Below are 18,646 nucleotides of genomic sequence, written 5' to 3' on the forward strand. Positions count from 1 at the left end.
AAGAACTGTAAATCATTCTTAGGTTATCCAAAATGCCAAAGTCTATGCAGCTCTTTCCCTACTCGCCGGAATTACTCTCCGTCCCTTCAGCTCCATCCGTCCCTGCGGTGCCGCCCGAAGCGCTGTTATCCAGCTCAAGCAGCAGGCGTGAGGAAGTTTTGCCGTCTGTAATCTCCTGGCCGTTCACCGTAATCGTAGTTGCCGGAGAATAGCCGGATTTGATGTACATGCCCCCGGCACCCAGCGTAAAGCTCAGCGAATCACCCGCTGCCGTATTGCCGAAGCTGAGCTTCTCGCCTTGTGAATTCTCGCCGTTGTAAACCTCAAGCCAGCTTGTACCTGAAGCTGCAATCTTAACCTCAACGGCAGCGCCGGAAGGTGCAGATACTTTGAAAATGGTCGTTTTGCCTGATTTGCGGTCCTCAGTCACCGTAACAGGCGCGTTGGTCGGCGAAGGTGCCGGTGTTGCTGTAGGCGCTACTGTAGGCGAAGCTGAAGCTGTGGCGGTACTGTCACCGCCTGCCGGAGGATTGCTGACAAGCCCGCCGCCAACCGCCGTCGGCGAAGGCTGAATCTTCGACGGGTCCTGCTGCTCGTTCGTCACATTCGATGAATCGACCGTTTTGGGATCGGAATCGTTCATGTTCGATGAGGCATACCAATAAATGACTGCGATGATAAGTACCGGAAAGGTCCACATCAGCACTGTCGGCAGCCACTTTGCATTCCGCTCGGTTTCCGTCCTGCGGCTGCGCTTCTGGATCACCGTTTCCATCGTAGTATCGACAGGAGCTGCCGGAACATTGCCGTGTTCTTCCATCAGCTCGTCCGGATTTACCCCGACTGCCTCCGCATAGGTTTTAATAAAGGCCCGGACATAAAAACTTCCGGGGAGCACTTTGTAATCCCCCGCCTCGATGGCTTCCAAATATTTTTTGCGAATCTTCGTTACTTCCTGGACATCGTCAAGACTCATCCCTTTTTGCAGACGCGCCTCTTTCAAATGCCGGCCCAGTTCCGACATACCATCACCTCCTAAAAGTTTTGTAAGCGATACTTCCATGATTTAACTTCGTACAAAACTCGCTACGGAAGCATAAACTTTGTTTTGTAAGCGATACTTCCATGATTTAACTTCGTACAAAACTCGTTATGGAAGCATAAGCTTATTTACAGATCATCACTGTAGCTCGTTGTGAACGTTTCGTACAATATCTCTTCTGCAGGGTTGTTGCGCAGCTCGATAATGATATCAAAATCATCAAAGCTGTACTCGGATTCCCGCACAAAAATATCCGGATGCTCAATCACCTTGGTGCTTGGCATGCTCATGACCTGCTGAAGAAGATTGTAGTGCTTCTCGTTGGAACGGATCGTGCTTACAATGCCGTCAATAATAAAGACATTGTTCGGATTCATCTCATCCTCAGCCAGCTGGCTGCGTACCGTCTGCCGCAGCAGTGTGGAAGATACAAAGGTCCAGCGCTTCTGTGCACAGACGCTCCCTGCAATAATCGACTCGGTTTTTCCTACACGCGGCATACCTCTAAGTCCTATAACCTGATTGCCTTCCCGCTTAAACAGCTCGCCCAGAAAGTCAACGAGCAGCCCCAGCTCATCCCTGGTGAAGCGGAAGGTCTTACGGTCATCTGAATCCCGGTCTATATATCGTCCATGACGGACGGCGAGCTTATCCACAAGACGCGGTGAGCGCAGCGCCGTAACCGTAATATTATCCACCTTTTTGAGCATTTCGCCCATCAGCATAATTTTCTCATCATCGCTGGTTTCCAGCAGCATGCCGCGGGTTTTGCCTTCCACGCCGTTAATAGTAAGGATGTTCACTTCGAGCATACCGAGCATTGAAGCAATATCGCCGAGCAGACCGGGTCTGTTCTTATGTATCTTGTACTCCATGTACCACTGTTTATATTCCACTGATTTCGCACCTCATAGATTCCTTTTCCCTGCAGAACTGCCATAACCTCAAAAAAACCGGCTTCGGCAAAGCTTCTGAAACACGGGTCATGTTAATGATATATAAAATAAAAATGAAAGGCAAGGACACTGTTGTAATAATTGCAGAAAAGCTCCCGCGAGGGGAGCTTTTCCGCATGCCTATGCGTTTTTCTTCGCCAGCTTGACCATGAGTGAAGCAATGGTGTGCTTCTCATCGTCCGTACCGACATCCCACAGCTCTTTGATTGCCCGGTTGGAATAGTTGCCCGGATCGACTTTTTTATCGAGGAATTCCCCGATTTCAAAAGCCAGCTTGGTGATGGTTTCTTCACTCATCCCCATTTTTTCAGCCTGGATGACCCGTTCACCTAAAAAGCTCTTCCAAGTATCAAAGTTCTTCACTACGGATTCTGTTGACATCTTAAATCCTCCTTCATGTTTACGGTCCGCTGGCCTTTTGGGACCAACAGCCGCCTTACGTGATGATTTAAAAGCAACAGTACTAATATGTCACGTACACCCGCCTTTTATGCTGGAGCTTTTCTCCAAGCCGCCGTTCAAAGTACACAGGCAACACTAAGTAATCCATCCCCCGTTCGGACTAATTACCTGTCCGGTAATATATCCTGATTCAGGCAGGGCCAGAAAATAAACAAGCGAAGCCACCTCATCCGGTGAAGCAAGCCGGCCGGCAGGTATTTCTTCCTCCAGCATCCGCAGCTCTTCCTCCTGCAGATTGTTTAGCATAGCAGTGCTGACAGCTCCGGGTGCGACAGCATTAACTGTCACCCCTGAAGGGGCCAGCTCCTTGGCCAGTGCTTTTGTGAAGGCATTCACACCGCCCTTGCTGGCGGAATAGGCGACCTCACAAGAAGCGCCGGAGATTCCCCAGACCGACGATACATTTATGATACGCCCGTAGCGCTGGGACACCATATAAGGCATGAATATCTGGCTGCACAAAAAAGTGCCCTTGAGGTTGACCGCCATCACTTCGTCCCACTCTTCTTCCGTGACATCGGCCAGCATCCCGTAATGCGCTTTCCCGGCATTATTGACCAGAATGTCCGGAAGCATACCGCTGCTCTCCAGGCGTTCAGCCATACGCAGCAGCTGGCCGCGGTCCTTCATGTCCGCGGCCACTGTCAGCACTTTGGCCCCCAGCGCCAAACAGCGCCGGGCTACATCATTGGCCGCTTCATGCGAATTCATATAATGGATGACAATGTTCATGCCGACGGAAGCAAAACGTTCAGCGATTGCACCGCCGATTCCCCCGCTGCCCCCCGTAATAAGCACGGTCATCTCCTTAATCGGTTTACTGCTCTCTCCCGTTAACGCCATTAAGGACTCACCACAAGCGATACACTTAGCTGCTCCCAGTCTACATGGGCGCGCAGACGGGCATTGACCTCATCCAGTGTAATCGACTCATAAACCGGCAGCACCTCGAACAGATCACCGCCGCAGAACTGGTAGCGGGTGAATTCATGGGCAATACTCTCCGGCGAATTCAGCATGCGCAGATAGCCGCCGATTTTCTTTTTGCGGGCACGCTCAAAATCCTTCTCCGCAAAGCCGGAAGCTAGCACAGCATTGATCTCTTCCTTAATCCGTTTCAGCAGCAGATCCGGGTCTTTGGTATCTCCGCCAATCGCCGAGAACGCATATTGCGGGGAGCTGTTAAATTCATGGCCGAAGCTGTCAGAGATCAGCTCTTCGTCATAGAGCTTCTGATACAGTGCCGTGCTGCTTCCGAGCAGCAGGTCAAGCATAAGCTTCGTAGTCAGGTCACGGCGCACCGCCGCTGCTCCGGTCAGGCCATCCTGCTTTTCTTTGAATCCGAACAGGCATTTCGGCATGGAAACGGCAAGCCGGCTCTCCTTGTGCTTCTGGGCAACCTGAACAGGCTCTTCTGCAAAGATACGTGTAATCTCGCCCTGTTTATCGTAGGACTTGGCAGCCTGATTGCTGCGGACCAGCTCAAATACCTTTTCCGGCTCTACGCCGCCGACAACAAACAGCAGCATATTGCTCGGATGATAAAAGGAGTTGTAGCAGGTATACAGCGTTTCTTTGGTGATGGTGGCAATGGATTCAATCGTACCGGCAATATCAATGTGCACCGGATGCTTGGAGTACATTGCCTCAATTAATCCGAAATAGACGCGCCAGTCCGGATTGTCGGCATACATATTAATCTCCTGGCCGATGATTCCCTTTTCTTTCTCCACATTTTCATCAGTGAAATAAGGGCGCTGCACGAAATCCACCAGTGTGCTGAGGTTCGTCTCAATATTCTCGGTAGCAGAGAAAAGATAAACGGTCTGGTCAAAGCTGGTAAACGCATTGGCCGATGCCCCGTTGGAGGCAAACGTAGCAAAGATATCGCCTTCCGGCTCCTCAAACATTTTGTGCTCAAGAAAATGGGCAATCCCGTCCGGTACAGTAGTCTCATCACCGCCCGCTACTTTAAAGTGATTGTCTACAGATCCGTATTTGGTGGCAAAGGTGGCATAGGTTTTCTTAAAGGCGGGCTTTGGCAGTACATAAACCTTCAGCCCGTTGTCCATAACCTCATAATATAGTGTCTCCTGCAGCTTATCGTAATGGATTTGTTCCATCTGCTATTCCCCCTTCCCTGTCAGGAAATAAATCGTATCCAGCTGGAAGGTGCCGGCGGCCGCCTTAACATCTTCCGCGCCTGTGCTGTCCACTTGAGCCAGCAGCTCCTGGGCAGAGCGGTCTTTTCCGGAAAATTGACGGTTGAAATCGAATGAAATCAGCTCAAAGGCAGAATCCTGGATTTCAGACAAAAGATTGCGGATCATCGCCTTGGTCTGATTCAGCTCCAGATCACTGATATTGCCGGCCTTCAGCTCATCGAGCTGTTTGCGGATAATATCGACAGCCTTATCGTAATTCTGTGTTTCGATCCCTGACTGTATCGTTCCGATTCCCTTATGGCCGTCATAGCGGGATGACGCGTAGTAAGCAAGGCTTTCCTTCTCACGTACGTTAACAAACAGCTTGGAATGCGGGTAGCCGCCCAAAATACCGTTGTACATCAGTGCTGAGGCATATTTGTCGTCTGAATAAGTGATTGAGGTGCGTAAGCCCATATTAAGCTTACCCTGATTGACATCCAGTTTCTCCTCCACCGTGCGGACCTCTGATACGGTTACAGGCTTAAAGTTGGAGGTATAAGCTTCCACCTGCTTGTGGCTGCGGCCGAAATGACGGAGGACCAGCTTCTCGACTTCCTCCGGCGTGGTGTCGCCGACCACATACAGATCCAGAATAGCTCCATCCAGCCAGGCTGAATAGGATTCATATAAGCTGGCTGGAGTGATTCCGTCCAGATCGGATCTTTGCCCAAGCGGATGCAGGCGGTAAGGCTCCTGGCGGCACATCTCCTCAATACAACGCTCCGCGGCATAACGCATTTTATCGTTCACGATCGCTTCCAGCTTCTTGCGTACAGTCTCGCGTTCGGTCGCTACGTACGAAGCACGGAAACTTCCATCCTCCAGTAAAGGACGGGTCAATACCTCGCCGAGAAAAGAAAACGACTCGCCAAGCAGGCTTTCCTTGCTCTGGACAAAAGAATCGTTAATCGTATCCATCCGAAACTGGACAATCTGATAGTCGCCCCGCTTATAGATGTCGAAGCCGAACCCGGCTCCGTAAAGCTCTTCCAGCCGTTCGCGGAACTGTGTAGTTTCCGGGTAGGTGGCTGTGCCTCTGCGGAGGACAAAAGGAGCAAGTGCAGTTGAAGTCACCGTGCTCTCATCCAAAGGTACTCCGGCATAGAGGGAAATGGCGAACGTTTTAAACGCCTTGGTCGGCAGCACATGGATGCGCATGCCTGCGGCGTTGCCATGTTGAAATCCATTGTTTGTCAAGTCCAAAACTCCTTTACGGCGTGGATAGATGCTCTACAATTTAAGTTTATGAAGTATTATCCATTCTAAACCATTCCAAAGTAAGGAAGCAACCGGCAGAAGATTTACCGGTTGCTCTGAGTCAGTGTATAGAGGCGGATTGATGTTCCGCCGGCAGCGGTTGGGTGGTTTTTTACATACAGAAAATATGCTCTCCGATTGTAATCACCTGCGGCCGTGTCCAGATCCACTTGGAGGTCGCTGTCTTCGGATTAAAATAATACAAGCAGCCGCCGGAAGGATCCCAGCCGTTCAGAGCCTGCTGTACAGCCTTGCGGGCCTGTTCATTGGGCTCAAGGTAAATCTGTCCGTCAGCTACGGCCGTGAAAGCGCCGGGCTGGAAAATAACGCCTGACGGGGTGTTGGGAAAGCTCGGGGATTTGACCCGGTTCAATATTACGGCTGCTACCGCAACCTGGCCCTCAAACGGTTCGCCGCGCGATTCACCGTATACAGCATTGGCCATGATCTTCAGATCATTTTCAGAGAGGCCCATTGTATTGCCTGAGGACAGCTCGGCACCGCTGTTCTTTTTTGCGGCATTGCCGGTTTTTGCGGCTGTGTCAGTGTTGCCGGTGTTCTTTTTGGCTGTCGTGGTTGAAGGCTCCGTCGGTTTCCATGCCTTTGTTGCGTTGTACAGCTTCAGCTTTGTTTTTGCACCGACGACGCCGTCGGCCTTCATCCCGAATTTCCACTGGAACCAGGTCACTGCATTTTTCGTTTTTGTGCCAAACTGGCTGTCTATCTTGCCGCTGTAGTACCCGAGATGCTTCAGTCTGCCTTGGAGCTCGTATACATCTTGGCCTGATGAGCCCACCTTGAGCGGGGTAGTCCCGAAAGCAGGCAGTACCTCTTCAGTGTTGATTGGACTGGCAGCTTCCGTCTGCTGCGGATCAGCATAGGCCTCATGATCCTTAAAGAATAACCCTGCAAACGGTGCAGCAGCCAGCGCCAGCGTCATTAAGGCTAATATCCATTGCTTCTGTTTTTTCATTAGAGTCGCTCTACCTTTCTCTTGTAGGTTCAACATGGATGGCTAAAGTTATTATGACGACTGGCAGGACATCCTATGCATGGACAGAATGAGCAGCTAACAAACACAGCAAAAAGCACTCTTCCCGGTAAGGAAAGAGTGCCCTTGTCATTACGCTCAAAAAACCTGTCTAGGAGCTGATCCGGTTCTGCTGGTACTGCTCCAGTGACATCAGTACTTCACGCGGCTTGCTGCCCTCGTAAGGGCCGATAACCGACCGGGCTTCCATAGCATCGATTAGCCTGGCAGCACGGGTGTAGCCTACCCGCATCCGCCGCTGAAGCAGTGAGACGGAGGCCTGCTTCGCTTCCAGTACAATCTGTACAGCCTGTTCGTACAGCTCATCCTGCGGCTCCTGGTCTTCGTTGACCATATCGTCCACCTCGGGTACAAGCGTCTCATCATACTCAGCTTCACCCTGGCTACTTACGAACTGGACGATTGTCTCAACCTCCTGATCACTCATGAAGGCACCCTGGACGCGGACCGGCTTGGAAGCACCCATCGGGAGAAATAGCATGTCCCCCCGTCCGAGCAGCTTCTCTGCGCCGGGCATATCCAGAATGGTCCGGGAATCCACATTGGAGGATACACCGAAAGCAATCCGTGAAGGGATATTCGCCTTGATCAGACCGGTGATCACGTCAACGGAAGGCCGCTGGGTGGCGATAATCAGATGGATACCCGCTGCACGCGCCATTTGCGCCAGCCGGCAGATCGCATCCTCTACATCATTCGCAGCGACCATCATCAAGTCGGCAAGCTCGTCCACAATAACCACAATATACGGAAGAATAGCTGCCGGATTATCTTTCATCAGATTGTTGTATCCTTCCACATTCCGCGTTCCCGATTTGGAGAACAGCTCATAACGCTTCTCCATCTCCACTACGATCTTCTTAAGGGCTAAGCTGGCCCGTTTCGGATCTGTAACTACCGGAGCAAGCAAGTGGGGAATCCCGTTGTATACATTGAGCTCCACCATCTTAGGATCGACCATCAGGAACTTGACCTCGTCAGGCTTGGCTTTGTATAAAATACTGGTGATGATTCCGTTAATGCATACAGACTTCCCTGATCCCGTCGCTCCAGCCACAAGCAGATGGGGCATCTTAGCCAGATTACCGATGATGGTCTGTCCGGAAATGTCACGCCCGAAAGCTATCGACAGCCGCGATTCAGCATCCTGGAAAATCTGGGTTTCCATTACCTCACGCATCGTCACAACGGAAACTTCAGGGTTCGGAACTTCGATCCCTATTGCCGATTTGCCGGGAATCGGCGCTTCCATCCGTATGTCCTTGGCTGCCAGCGCCAATGCGATGTCATCGGTCAGATTAACGATCCGGCTGACCTTAACACCTATATCGGGCTGAATTTCATAGCGGGTTACGGCAGGTCCGCGTACCACCTCAAGCACTTTGGCCCGGACACCGAAGCTCTCCAGTGTTGCCTCCAGCTTACGTGCAGTCTGCATATAATCGTTCTGGTCTCCCGCCTTGCCGCTCCCGTTCGGCTTAGATAGCAGCCGGAACGGGGGAAGCTTATACGGCTTGGGCGGCGGAGGAAGCGGCGGAGCCGGAGCCGGCTCTCCGCCCTCAGCTGTGCCTAAAAGCCCGTCAAGCTCCACTGTAACATCTTCATCCGGCACGTCCGCTGCACCGGCCGGCCGGGCAGCTGCAGGACTGTCTGGAGCAGCCGGACCGCGTGTTCCTGCACTGCGTGCAGCCGGTGAAAAACCGCCCCACTCCTCCCGTTCTTCCTCACTTAACCCCTCTGAACGTATATGTTCAAAGAAATCCCGTATTATCGGTGTTACAGGCCCCTGATCTTCATCTGCATTTTCAGATGACGGATGTTCAGATGCACCACGCGCATTGTCGGCCTCCAGCCCGGAAATAACCGGAAGAGCCTGGGAGGTCAAGCCTGGCGGCGCTCCAGTTGCCTGCAAGCCCTGGTCTGGACCTTCATCAGGCGGAGATTTAGAGGCACCGCTGATCCAGTTGCCGATCCGGCTGATAAACAGAGGCTTGCTTCTTTGCGGCAGGGAAGACTCGTCCTCTTCTTCCTCTTCCTCCTCCTCAATACCCGGAGGCGCTGCCGCCACGGCTCTGTCCGCTCTGGTTTGGCGCGGGGTTACCGGAACCGCTGCCGGGCGGTTGGCCGCACGCTGCCGGAGGTTCTCAATAAGCTTCACCGACCGTAACCGCAGCAGCGAGAAGAGCTCCACATAGGAGAGATTAGTAACCAGCATAAAGCTGATTGCAAGCATGACGATCATAATCAGCTTGGCTCCTAATGTACCAAACAGCCACAACAGGGCTGAGAATACCAGCGCCCCCACATATCCTCCGCTGATATCCTTACCCAGCAGATAGACACTGCTGTCATTTGTACCGGGCTTAAGCGCACCGGAAAGATCATTATGTATTTGTGCCATCACATTGCCGGGATGCAGCATGTTTACAGGTCCCAGCTTCTGCTGCATGGCCGATATTGAACTCATTAGACATAAAGACACTACCAGTAAAACAGCCCCCGTATAACGGCTGTTCCAGCCGGACGGCCACTTTCTGTGTATCATTACCATCAGGCCGTAAATAATGCCGACAAGCGGCAGAACAAAATAAAATCTGCCCAGCAGATATCCGGCCATACTGGACAGGGAACGCCCTACAGCAGCTTCGCCGGACAGGGCAATTACCGAAATGGTAATAAGCATAATTCCGTAAATTTCATATTTAAGAACGCTGCCGATTGTCGCTTTTTTCTTTGACTTTCTTTTTCTCCGTTTAGCCACGCCAGCCACCCCCGGCAACATTATACCATATAATGGCGTGGCGTACCTATGTTCTGTTCTGTAAAAAAATGCAACTTCATGACATTAAATTATTTATCGTAATCAATAACTGCACCGGGAGCGAATGCCGGATTAAGATACTTGTCCAGCGGACACTGCAGCAGCCGGATAATCCGTGCCTGTCTGCCTTCCAGCGGCTCAACCTGCATCAGCATTCCGCAAATCATTACCTCCTCTGCCTGCTGTCCGGAGCTGTAAGCTCCCTCAAACATTTGCTCAATCGGCACCACTGTATAAAAGGTCATTGTGTCAGCCCCCCCTGCAGCAGCCCGCCTGATACAGCCGGTATAGCTGTACCGGCAATCATCCGGTTGAGATGGGACAGCGCGGCACCGATTCCGCCAACCTCATCCATCAGTCCGAATTTAACGGCATCATAGCCGCCGACAGCGGTGCCGATGTCACGGTTAAGCTCACCGGTCTTAAACATCAGATCCTTAAATTGCTGTTCACTGATCCGGGAATGGGAGGTAACGAACCGGACCATCCGCTCCTGCATCCGTTCCATATACTCAAAGGTCTGCGGCACGCCGATAACCAGACCGTTCATCCGGATCGGGTGAATCGTCATCGTTGCGCTCTCGGCAATAATGGAATAGGTTGACGCGACTGCAATCGGCACACCGATGCTGTGTCCCCCGCCGATAACGACCGTTACCGTCGGCTTGGACAGGGAGGCAATCATCTCGGCAATAGCCAGTCCTGCTTCAACATCACCGCCTACCGTGTTGAGAATGATCAGAAGGCCTTTAATATTCTTGTTCTGCTCCGCTGCAACCAGCTGCGGAATGATATGCTCATATTTTGTTGTTTTGTTGTGCGGCGGAAGCACGAAATGCCCTTCGATCTGTCCGATAATGGTCATACAGAAGATATCCGGCTCCGCACTCGGTACCGCCGTCTGGCCCAGCTCTTTAATAATGCCTACAGCAGGCGGAGCGGCATCAGCAGCGGCGGGTTTCACCTCCTCCGGCTGGATTTCACCGTTATTCTCAGTTTCTGGTCCCTGCTTCATCTCCATTTGCAGCTCACCCTTTCCGCTTGCAGCTTATAGACACTGCAGCCGTACTAACTGTGCTTAGTATGACATTTACGGTGAGCCGCTTATGCAGAAACAGCCTTTTAAATTTAGTACTTGTCTACAACTGCCCCCAGAACTGCACCACGGATATAGCTCTGGCCCTGCAGTCTGCTCAGGCCGGAAGCCGTACCTGTAACCACTACACCAAGTATACGTACATCGCTTGCATCCGGCTCATGCTTATCTTTTTTCAGATTCTGATGGATCTCCTTATACTCCTCGTAGTAGATATCCTTACTCGCTAATCCATATTGAACATTACTGAGAAAGTCCTGCGGTGTCACCTTATAACCATCACGGCTGTTTCCGAATCCGTATACCCCATAGCCGGCCATTGGCAAAGGATAGCTTGTTCCGCCGTTCCCGTCATCCCGGGGTTCAAATTGAAATCCTTTACGTTCACCATACGTATCCACCCAATACCATATCTGTGTTATTCCTGCAGGCAGCATGTGCTGCACCTCCGCATATGAATAAGATTTATCAAATGACAACGCCATTTCTGCAAGCATATCAGGCTCCATTTCCCTGAGCAGCGGAAAATCATTAAAAATTCTCCCGTTATAGTCAACCTCCGGAATGTAGTAGAGCATCTCCCGCTGGCCATTGTACGGATTATACTGCCTGCCATAATCATATCCGGCCTGCTCCAGCTCCGAATTGCTGACTGTCAGAGGTGATGAACCGCCATACGCGCCTGTAGCAAATGGAAACCACCATTCATTGTAGTTAGTCCACTCTTGCTCCCAGGGAATAGGAACGCCTTCGATAATTTTATAGGTGTTCGTTTCCAGTACACCGGATAGAAAGCCCCTCGTATCTTTATATCCCGATTCATATTCGTTAGGGCTCGTAATCATCCTGTAACGCCACTCGCTCGTAAGCGTCTCGTATGACCTGTGGTTCACGATCTGGGCAGCACCAAAAAATATAGCGGTTAACGTCACAATCACTACGGCCAGTGAAATTACAATACTGCGCACCGTACTTTTGCGTTTAGCCCTTTTTAACACCTGTGACAGCTGTTTGTCTTCTCCATCATTCCATGGGGCAGTCAATGTGCCTCACCTCCGTAAAATTGTTGAAATTGTTGTCTGGCCCGGTATAGAGACGCTTTAACCGTTCCTTCATTGATCCCCAGCAGTGCTGCGATTTCTTTATACGTGAAGCCCATTTCGTATTTGAGCAGGATCAGCTGACGGTTTGCCGGAACCAGCCGGTTCAGCGTCTCCTCAATCTGTTCCTTCTGCTCACGCTGCAATAACTGTGACTCCGGTTGTTCCCTGTCAGGCGCCGCCTGCTCCTCTGCCTCCATGGTGTACTGAAACCGTTTATGTCTGCGGCACAAATCATAATAGCGGTTAATTGCAACCTTATAGAGCCAGGCGCTGAAATTGCGCTCTTCAATTCCGCTGATATACTGCAGTGCTTTGCAGACTGTATCCTGTACGATATCCTCTGCATCCTCAGGCGCTGCGCCCAGACGGATCAGGTATCTGCGGATCTCGGCCATCTTGGACCCCAGCAGCTGTTCCTTCAGCTTAGCCCCCATTATGCACCTCCCTGGCAGTATAACGATTGAACGGAGGAAATGTTGTCCCATTGTGTTATAAAAATAACAAAGACCCCTTCGTCCCCGGAAACCGTCCAATATTTCCGGGGGGAGAAGGGGCCTATAGGCCCTGCTTATTTAAACAGAAGTAACTGTCTTCTTAAACTTCCATAATGATCGGCAAAATCATCGGTCTGCGGCGTGTCTGTTCGTACAGGAAACGGCCGAGCGAATCTTTTACGCTTGTCTTGAGGGAAGCCCATTCGTTGACCTTCTCGCTCATCAGGCGCTGCAGGGTGCTGGCTACGATGCGGTTGGCTTCGTCCAGAAGTCCTTCGGACTCACGGACATACACAAAGCCGCGGGAAATAATATCCGGCCCGGAGACAATCGCTCCGTTCTGCTTGCTCAGAGTAACAACCACTACCAGGATACCATCCTGGGACAGCAGCTTACGGTCGCGGAGAACGATGTTACCCACATCGCCGACACCCAGACCGTCAATCAGAACGTTTCCTGCAGTAACCTTACCGGCTCTGCGGGCTCCGCCGCCTTGAATTTCAATGACTTCACCGATTTCAGTAATAAAGATGTTGCTTGGCTCCACGCCCACTGATTCTGCCAGAAGCGCATGTCTGCGCTGCATACGGAATTCACCGTGGATCGGAATGAAGTATTTCGGCTTCATGAGGTTCAGCATCAGCTTAAGCTCTTCCTGGCTGCCGTGACCGGATACGTGAACACCGGAGTTCGAGCCGCTGTAGATTACGTTGGCACCGAGACGGAACAGCTCATCAATGGTACGGCCGACATATTTCTCGTTACCAGGAACCGGAGTCGCCGCAATGATAACAGTATCTCCCGGCAGGATATCCACCTTGCGGTGGCTGGAGCGTGCCATGCGTGTAAGTGCAGACATCGGCTCGCCCTGGCTGCCTGTGCAGAGCACGACAACGCGGTTCGCTGCCATCCGGTTCATTTCCTCAGGCTCGATCAGCATACCGTCTGGTACATGCAGGTAACCCAGCTCGGAAGCAATAGCAACTACATTCACCATGCTGCGTCCGATAACAGTGATCTTGCGGCCTGTCGATTCTGCGGCATTCACTACCTGCTGGATACGGTGTACGTTAGAGGCGAAAGTCGCCACGACTACGCGCTGGTCAGCCTTACGGAAAATATCCTCCAGCACGATGCCGACATTTTTCTCCGAAGGGGTAAAGCCCGGCTTCTCGGCATTGGTACTGTCTGACATAAGGGCAAGTACACCCTTCTGGCCGATTTCCGCCATCCGGTGCAGGTTGGCATATTGGCCATTGACTGGTGTATGGTCAAATTTGAAGTCACCTGTATGCACGACATTACCTTCCGGTGTCTCAATGCATACGCCTACGGAATCCGGAATACTGTGGTTTGTTCTGAAGAAAGTCACCTGCAGGGAAGTTCCCAGGTCGATGACAGAATCCTCATTAATCAGAATACGCTTGGTTTCGCCAAGCAGGTTCGCTTCCTTGAGCTTGTTATCGACAAGTCCAAGGGTAAGTCTTGTTCCGTATACCGGAACATTCAAATTCTTGAGCACATAGGACAATCCGCCGATGTGATCTTCGTGTCCGTGAGTAAGGACAATTCCTCTTACCTTGTCACGGTTCTCCGTCAAGTACGAAATATCAGGAATAACGATATCAATACCGAGCATATCCTCTTCTGGGAACTTAAGTCCCGCATCCACGACTACGATGTCATTTCCGTATTGGACTACATACATGTTTTTTCCGATTTCTCCGACTCCGCCTAGTGCGAATATCAGCAGCTTATCATTGTTGTTGTTTTTTTTCGACAAATGAATCTAACCCTCCTATGATGTTGGACGTCATACTTTTTATTTGTAAATATTTAAGCTTCGTTATTTCAGCGGCACTGAACACATTGTTCAAAATTTCCGATAGCTTCCACAACTACAGCGATATTCCTTTATTTAAGTCTGAAAAATTGCGCAGTGCGAAAAATCCCGGATTCCAGGCAGAGAGCAGTTCTTGAAAGGGACAAAACCCGTCAAACTTCACTGCCGCGCCCCTCGCGCGAAAATCAGGCAGCAATAGCACAGACTTATACTAGGACCTATCCTGCATCACAATGTAAAAAAACATTGACGGAAGATTACCGCATATTTAATTAACCGCACCCAGTCACTTAAGAACATTATACATGATTTTTTTGGCAAAAGACAAGTCATCCACTATGTAACGTTATTCTATCCTTAGAATCGGGGCATTATTTGCGGAAATGTTTATGCATACAGCTGATATAATATACCGGAATGCATCAAAAAAACCGGCCCCTTTAATACGGGATACCGGTTTTTAGCAGACGCTTTGGAACACAGAAATGGCTAATTCAGCAGTGCTTCGATAAAAGCGGCCTCGGCTTTATCCGGTCCGACCAGCGGGAGCCGGACAGAGCCGGCGTCTATTCCGCGCAGAGAAAGCGCGTATTTGACTGCGGCCGGATTCGGCAGCGGCTGCGGACACTCGAACAGCCCCTTGAATACCGGGAACAGCTGACGGTGAAGCTCTCCTGCCCGCTTTACATTGCCCGCCAGGTAAGCCTGAATCATCTCAGACATCTGCGATCCGATAATATGGCCCGCCACACTGATGATCCCGTGCCCGCCTACAGCCAGTGTAGCAAGGCCGGCGGAATCATCGCCTGTGTAGACATGAAAATCCTCAGGACAGGCTGAAGCAATCAGCGTTATCTGATCTACGGAGGCGCATTCTTTAGTGGCCACTATATTAGGAACCTCCGCCAGCCGAAGTGTCGTTGCTGCACTCATACTGACGCCTGTACGCCCTGGAACATTATACAGAATGCACGGTAAGGAGGTACTGCCGGCAATTGCCGAAAAATGCTGAAACAGCCCTTCCTGATTAGGTTTGTTGTAATAGGGAACAACCAGCAGAACACCGTCTACGCCGATTTTTTCGGCTTCCCTGGTGAGATGTATGGAATGTCTGGTGCTGTTGGTGCCGGTGCCGGCGATGATTTTGCAGCGCCCGTCTGCCCTGTCCCGGACAAAAGAAAACAGCCGCAGCTTCTCCTCATCGGTTAGAGTAGGCGATTCCCCCGTCGTTCCGCAGACAACCAGCGCTTCGGATTTCTGTTCTTCGATCAAATAATCAACTAACCGGGAAGTAGCCTCCCAGTTGATTTCTCCATCCCCGTCAAAGGGGGTTACCATCGCAGTGATCAGTCTACCGAAATCCACTTTGAATTCCTCCTTGTCAGCGGTGCAATTCAAACTTGGTATGCAGCGCACGCAGCGACTGTACCATATCTTCCTTTTTCACTAGAACCCAGATGGTTGTATTCGAATCCGCCGATTGCAAAATCTGAATGTTCTGCGAGCTGAGCGCCTCAACGATCCGGGCCATAATCCCCGGTACACCGTTAATTCCGCCGCCGATGACCGACACCTTGGCACAGCCGGATAAGCTCTTCGGCCGCAGCCCCAGCTCCTGAAGCGCTGCTATAGCCCGCTCTGATTTGTCGTCATTTACGGTATACAGCGCCTCTGTAGGCGTTACATTGATAAAATCGACACTGATGCCGTTATCAGCCATGCTTTTGAAAATCTGCAGCTGAACGCCTGTACCGTTCCCGTCCGGGCATTCCACGGAAATCTGCGTGATATTGCTTACATAAGCAATTCCCGTAACAAACCGGTCAACAATGCCGTTAGAGACATCATTAAACCCTTCAGGATGGGTAACAAGTGTCCCTTCTAATTCAGAGAAGGTCGAGCGCACACGCACCGGAATATTGGCCTGCATAGCAATCTCCACGGCGCGCGGATGAATGACCTTCGCCCCCTGGTAAGCCATATTGCAGATTTCCGTATAGCTGACATAAGTCAGCGGCTTGGCATCCTCGACAATCCGCGGATCAGCGGTCAGAATCCCGTCAACATCAGTGTAAATGTCGACCATATCTGCACGGAGCGCCGCACCCAGCGCGGTCGCCGAGGTGTCACTGCCGCCTCTGCCAAGGGTCGTGAAATCACCGGCTTCGGTTTGACCCTGGAACCCGGTTACTATTACTACTTTATGCTCGCGGAGCTCGCGTAGAATCCGTTCGGTGCGCACATCAAGAATTCGTGCATTTCCGTAATTGCTGTCTGTCAAAAAGCCCGCCTGGGCTCCTGTTAACACAGTAGAACGGATGCCCTGCTCTTCCAGCAGTCCGCAAAGCGTGGTTGCCGAGATAATCTCACCGCAGCACATCAGCAGATCCTTTTCACGGTCAGGCAGCGCGTTGCCGTTCTGAACTGCCCAGTCCAGCAGCGTATCGGTAGCATAAGGCTCACCCTTGCGGCCCATTGCAGAAACCACCACCACAAGACTGAATCCGCTTGCCAGCTCCCGTCTGACATGACGGATAACATGCTCTCTTGCCGCCGGTGTCGAAAGTGAAGTGCCTCCGAATTTTTGCACTAAAATACCCATTGTATAATTCCTCCATAACTTCTCTAAACAAGCTTAAAAAGTGTTGAACCGCCCTCAAACTGAGGACGGCAAAAGTAGAACCTATGATAAGCCTGCTCCATGCAGACCTCCAAGCTATGCTGAATGAAACCGTTCGATAATCATCGGCTGCAGCTGTTTGCCCTGCAAAGCGGCGTAGCAGGCTTCTGGAATCAGTTCCATGCGTGCTACCAGCGAATTCGGCTTGCCCTCAGGGTTATCCTGGCCGAACGGCACAAAATAAATATGTTTGGCAACCAGAAGCTTCGCGATATTCGCTGCATTAAGGCCCAGCCCGTCATTAGTTGAGATGGCCAGCACAAGCGGACGGCCGTTACGCATCTGCGATTTGGCAGCCATCAGGACGGGACTGTCAGTCATGGCATTAGCCAGCTTACTCGTCGTATTACCTGTGCAGGGAGCTATTGTCAGCACATCGAGCAGCTTGGATGGACCCAGCGGTTCCGCATCAACAATTGTAGAAATGATATCATTCCCCGTTATATCTTTCAACTGTTTTAGCCAATTTTCCGATGTGCCGAACCGGGTATCCGTATTCAGCACAGAGGAGGATACAATCGGCACAACATTTGCGCCCCCGTCCATAAACCGCTGAATTTGCGGCATCACCTCAGCAAAGGTGCAGTGTGAGCCGGTAATCGCATAACCTACTGTTTTTCCGTGCCAATCCATTTATAGGTCCCCCTTGTTTAGAATCTCCTCCGAGATCGACTGCACCAGCGCATTGCCCATAATCATCCCGGCGCTTTTCGGGGCGACAATCCCGGGCAGCCCGGGGGCAAGCATCGCCTTGATGCCGCGCTTCTCCGCATACCGGAAGTCACAGCCGCCGGGAGCCGAGGCCAGATCGATAATGACGCATTGCTTGGGAACCCGGGTAAGAATCTGTGCCGTAATAATCATGCTGGGTATTGTATTAAAAATAAGATCTGTATCGCTCACCTGCTGCAGCAGCTCTCCGGTCATAAACGGCTTCCAGCCCATCTCCTCCGCCCGGGCAAAATGCTCCTGCTTCCGCACGCCCACCTTCACTGTGGAACCCAGGCCCTGCAGCGCCCTTGCCATAGTAAAACCGGTACGCCCCATCCCCAGCACCATCGAGGTAGAGCCATGGATGGTAAAATCAGTATTCTGAATAGCCATGACCAGAGCGCCTTCTGCTGTCGGAATCGAATTATAAATCGCTACATCATCACGGTTAAGCAGCTCAACAAGCTTCAGCTTATGCCTTGCACACAGGCTTCGCAGGTAGCTTTTGGCGATACCCGTATATACTGTGCAGCCCGGCGGCAGGGCCACAGCGTGCTCATCAAGCAGCTGCAGACGACCGTCAGAGAACAATGCATTGATGTTCCCTTCTTCGTCACACCCTACCGTTGGCAGCACCAGCACATCGGCACGGCCCAGCAGCTCCGGCGACAATAGTTCCAGGTTAACCCCCGGGCTAGGGGCATCCCATTTCTCGAACCCGGCGGCGCTTACCGCAGCATCCATTTCCACACATTTTCGAATGACTTCAAGCTGTCTCGCGTCCCCGCCCAGGAACACGATCCTGATGCCAGTAAGCATAGGGATGACGCTCCTTTCCACATACACTATCGACTATAAAGCATCTTATGCCGGGTCCTGCGGATGGGTGAAGAGCGGAGCATAAATACTGGGCGGTCCACATA

17 protein-coding genes are annotated in these 18,646 nt (G+C 51.5%); all 17 read right to left on the bottom strand.

Annotation, left to right across the window (positions count from 1 at the left end; genetic code table 11):
- Window positions 1–58 precede the first annotated feature (58 nt).
- On the bottom strand, window positions 59–1,024 hold the full coding sequence (locus tag R70331_RS17500; RefSeq protein WP_042177466.1) for a helix-turn-helix domain-containing protein: 966 nt from the start codon (window positions 1,022–1,024) through the stop codon (window positions 59–61).
- A 146-nt stretch (window positions 1,025–1,170) separates the two neighbouring features.
- The gene (locus R70331_RS17505) at window positions 1,171–1,938 is read right to left on the bottom strand and encodes a DUF3388 domain-containing protein (protein ID WP_042177467.1); all 768 of its coding nucleotides are present in this window, start codon (window positions 1,936–1,938) and stop codon (window positions 1,171–1,173) included.
- Between the two features lie 180 nt (window positions 1,939–2,118).
- Window positions 2,119–2,379, bottom strand: a complete 261-nt coding sequence (locus tag R70331_RS17510) for a DUF3243 domain-containing protein (RefSeq protein WP_042177468.1) — start codon at window positions 2,377–2,379, stop codon at window positions 2,119–2,121.
- A gap of 156 nt (window positions 2,380–2,535) precedes the next feature.
- On the bottom strand, window positions 2,536–3,303 hold the full coding sequence (ymfI, locus tag R70331_RS17515) for an elongation factor P 5-aminopentanone reductase (RefSeq protein WP_042177469.1): 768 nt from the start codon (window positions 3,301–3,303) through the stop codon (window positions 2,536–2,538).
- Window positions 3,303–4,583, bottom strand: coding sequence for an EF-P 5-aminopentanol modification-associated protein YfmH (gene yfmH / locus R70331_RS17520; RefSeq protein ID WP_042177470.1), 1,281 nt, complete (start codon window positions 4,581–4,583; stop codon window positions 3,303–3,305). Before yfmH ends, ymfI begins: the two co-directional genes overlap by 1 nt.
- Before the next feature lie 3 nt (window positions 4,584–4,586).
- On the bottom strand, window positions 4,587–5,825 hold the full coding sequence (gene yfmF / locus R70331_RS17525; protein ID WP_197071494.1) for an EF-P 5-aminopentanol modification-associated protein YfmF: 1,239 nt from the start codon (window positions 5,823–5,825) through the stop codon (window positions 4,587–4,589).
- Between the two features lie 211 nt (window positions 5,826–6,036).
- Entirely contained in the window at window positions 6,037–6,897 is an 861-nt protein-coding gene (gene sleB, locus R70331_RS17530; protein ID WP_042177472.1) for a spore cortex-lytic enzyme, read from the bottom strand.
- A 169-nt stretch (window positions 6,898–7,066) separates the two neighbouring features.
- Window positions 7,067–9,736, bottom strand: a complete 2,670-nt coding sequence (locus tag R70331_RS17535) for an FtsK/SpoIIIE family DNA translocase (RefSeq protein WP_231576308.1) — start codon at window positions 9,734–9,736, stop codon at window positions 7,067–7,069.
- Between the two features lie 89 nt (window positions 9,737–9,825).
- Window positions 9,826–10,041: a YlzJ-like family protein gene (locus tag R70331_RS17540; protein WP_042177474.1), complete on the bottom strand. Its 216-nt coding sequence runs from the start codon at window positions 10,039–10,041 to the stop codon at window positions 9,826–9,828.
- Entirely contained in the window at window positions 10,038–10,817 is a 780-nt protein-coding gene (locus tag R70331_RS17545; RefSeq protein WP_081947651.1) for a ClpP family protease, read from the bottom strand. Before R70331_RS17545 ends, R70331_RS17540 begins: the two co-directional genes overlap by 4 nt.
- Before the next feature lie 107 nt (window positions 10,818–10,924).
- Entirely contained in the window at window positions 10,925–11,935 is a 1,011-nt protein-coding gene (locus R70331_RS17550; protein WP_042177475.1) for an anti sigma factor C-terminal domain-containing protein, read from the bottom strand.
- Entirely contained in the window at window positions 11,932–12,429 is a 498-nt protein-coding gene (locus tag R70331_RS17555) for an RNA polymerase sigma factor (RefSeq protein WP_042177476.1), read from the bottom strand. Before R70331_RS17555 ends, R70331_RS17550 begins: the two co-directional genes overlap by 4 nt.
- Window positions 12,430–12,589: 160 nt before the next feature.
- On the bottom strand, window positions 12,590–14,272 hold the full coding sequence (locus R70331_RS17560; protein WP_042177477.1) for a ribonuclease J: 1,683 nt from the start codon (window positions 14,270–14,272) through the stop codon (window positions 12,590–12,592).
- A 549-nt stretch (window positions 14,273–14,821) separates the two neighbouring features.
- The gene (dapA, locus tag R70331_RS17565; RefSeq protein ID WP_042177478.1) at window positions 14,822–15,697 is read right to left on the bottom strand and encodes a 4-hydroxy-tetrahydrodipicolinate synthase; all 876 of its coding nucleotides are present in this window, start codon (window positions 15,695–15,697) and stop codon (window positions 14,822–14,824) included.
- A gap of 16 nt (window positions 15,698–15,713) precedes the next feature.
- Window positions 15,714–16,934, bottom strand: coding sequence for an aspartate kinase (gene dapG, locus R70331_RS17570; RefSeq protein ID WP_042177479.1), 1,221 nt, complete (start codon window positions 16,932–16,934; stop codon window positions 15,714–15,716).
- Between the two features lie 114 nt (window positions 16,935–17,048).
- Window positions 17,049–17,645, bottom strand: coding sequence for a dipicolinate synthase subunit B (locus R70331_RS17575; protein WP_042177480.1), 597 nt, complete (start codon window positions 17,643–17,645; stop codon window positions 17,049–17,051).
- Window positions 17,646–18,542 (bottom strand): dipicolinate synthase subunit DpsA, encoded by an 897-nt coding sequence (gene dpsA / locus R70331_RS17580; protein ID WP_042177481.1) that lies wholly within the window; start codon window positions 18,540–18,542, stop codon window positions 17,646–17,648.
- Between the last annotated feature and the right edge of the window lie 104 nt (window positions 18,543–18,646).

The sequence above is a fragment of the Paenibacillus sp. FSL R7-0331 genome (assembly GCF_000758645.1).
Lineage (GTDB): Bacteria > Bacillota > Bacilli > Paenibacillales > Paenibacillaceae > Paenibacillus_AQ > Paenibacillus_AQ camerounensis.

Excerpts from the sequence above, each read along its gene's own strand:
- R70331_RS17575 (WP_042177480.1), bottom strand. The coding sequence starts at position 17,645 with ATGGATTGGCACGGAAAAACAGTAGGTTATGCGATTACCGGCTCACAC.
- R70331_RS17510 (WP_042177468.1), bottom strand. The coding sequence starts at position 2,379 with ATGTCAACAGAATCCGTAGTGAAGAACTTTGATACTTGGAAGAGCTTT.
- R70331_RS17500 (WP_042177466.1), bottom strand. The coding sequence starts at position 1,024 with ATGTCGGAACTGGGCCGGCATTTGAAAGAGGCGCGTCTGCAAAAAGGG.
- R70331_RS17545 (WP_081947651.1), bottom strand. The coding sequence starts at position 10,817 with ATGGAGATGAAGCAGGGACCAGAAACTGAGAATAACGGTGAAATCCAG.
- R70331_RS17555 (WP_042177476.1), bottom strand. The coding sequence starts at position 12,429 with ATGGGGGCTAAGCTGAAGGAACAGCTGCTGGGGTCCAAGATGGCCGAG.
- yfmF (WP_197071494.1), bottom strand. The coding sequence starts at position 5,825 with ATGCGCATCCATGTGCTGCCGACCAAGGCGTTTAAAACGTTCGCCATT.
- dpsA (WP_042177481.1), bottom strand. The coding sequence starts at position 18,542 with ATGCTTACTGGCATCAGGATCGTGTTCCTGGGCGGGGACGCGAGACAG.
- dapG (WP_042177479.1), bottom strand. The coding sequence starts at position 16,934 with ATGGGTATTTTAGTGCAAAAATTCGGAGGCACTTCACTTTCGACACCG.
- sleB (WP_042177472.1), bottom strand. The coding sequence starts at position 6,897 with ATGAAAAAACAGAAGCAATGGATATTAGCCTTAATGACGCTGGCGCTG.
- R70331_RS17540 (WP_042177474.1), bottom strand. The coding sequence starts at position 10,041 with ATGACCTTTTATACAGTGGTGCCGATTGAGCAAATGTTTGAGGGAGCT.
- yfmH (WP_042177470.1), bottom strand. The coding sequence starts at position 4,583 with ATGGAACAAATCCATTACGATAAGCTGCAGGAGACACTATATTATGAG.
- ymfI (WP_042177469.1), bottom strand. The coding sequence starts at position 3,303 with ATGGCGTTAACGGGAGAGAGCAGTAAACCGATTAAGGAGATGACCGTG.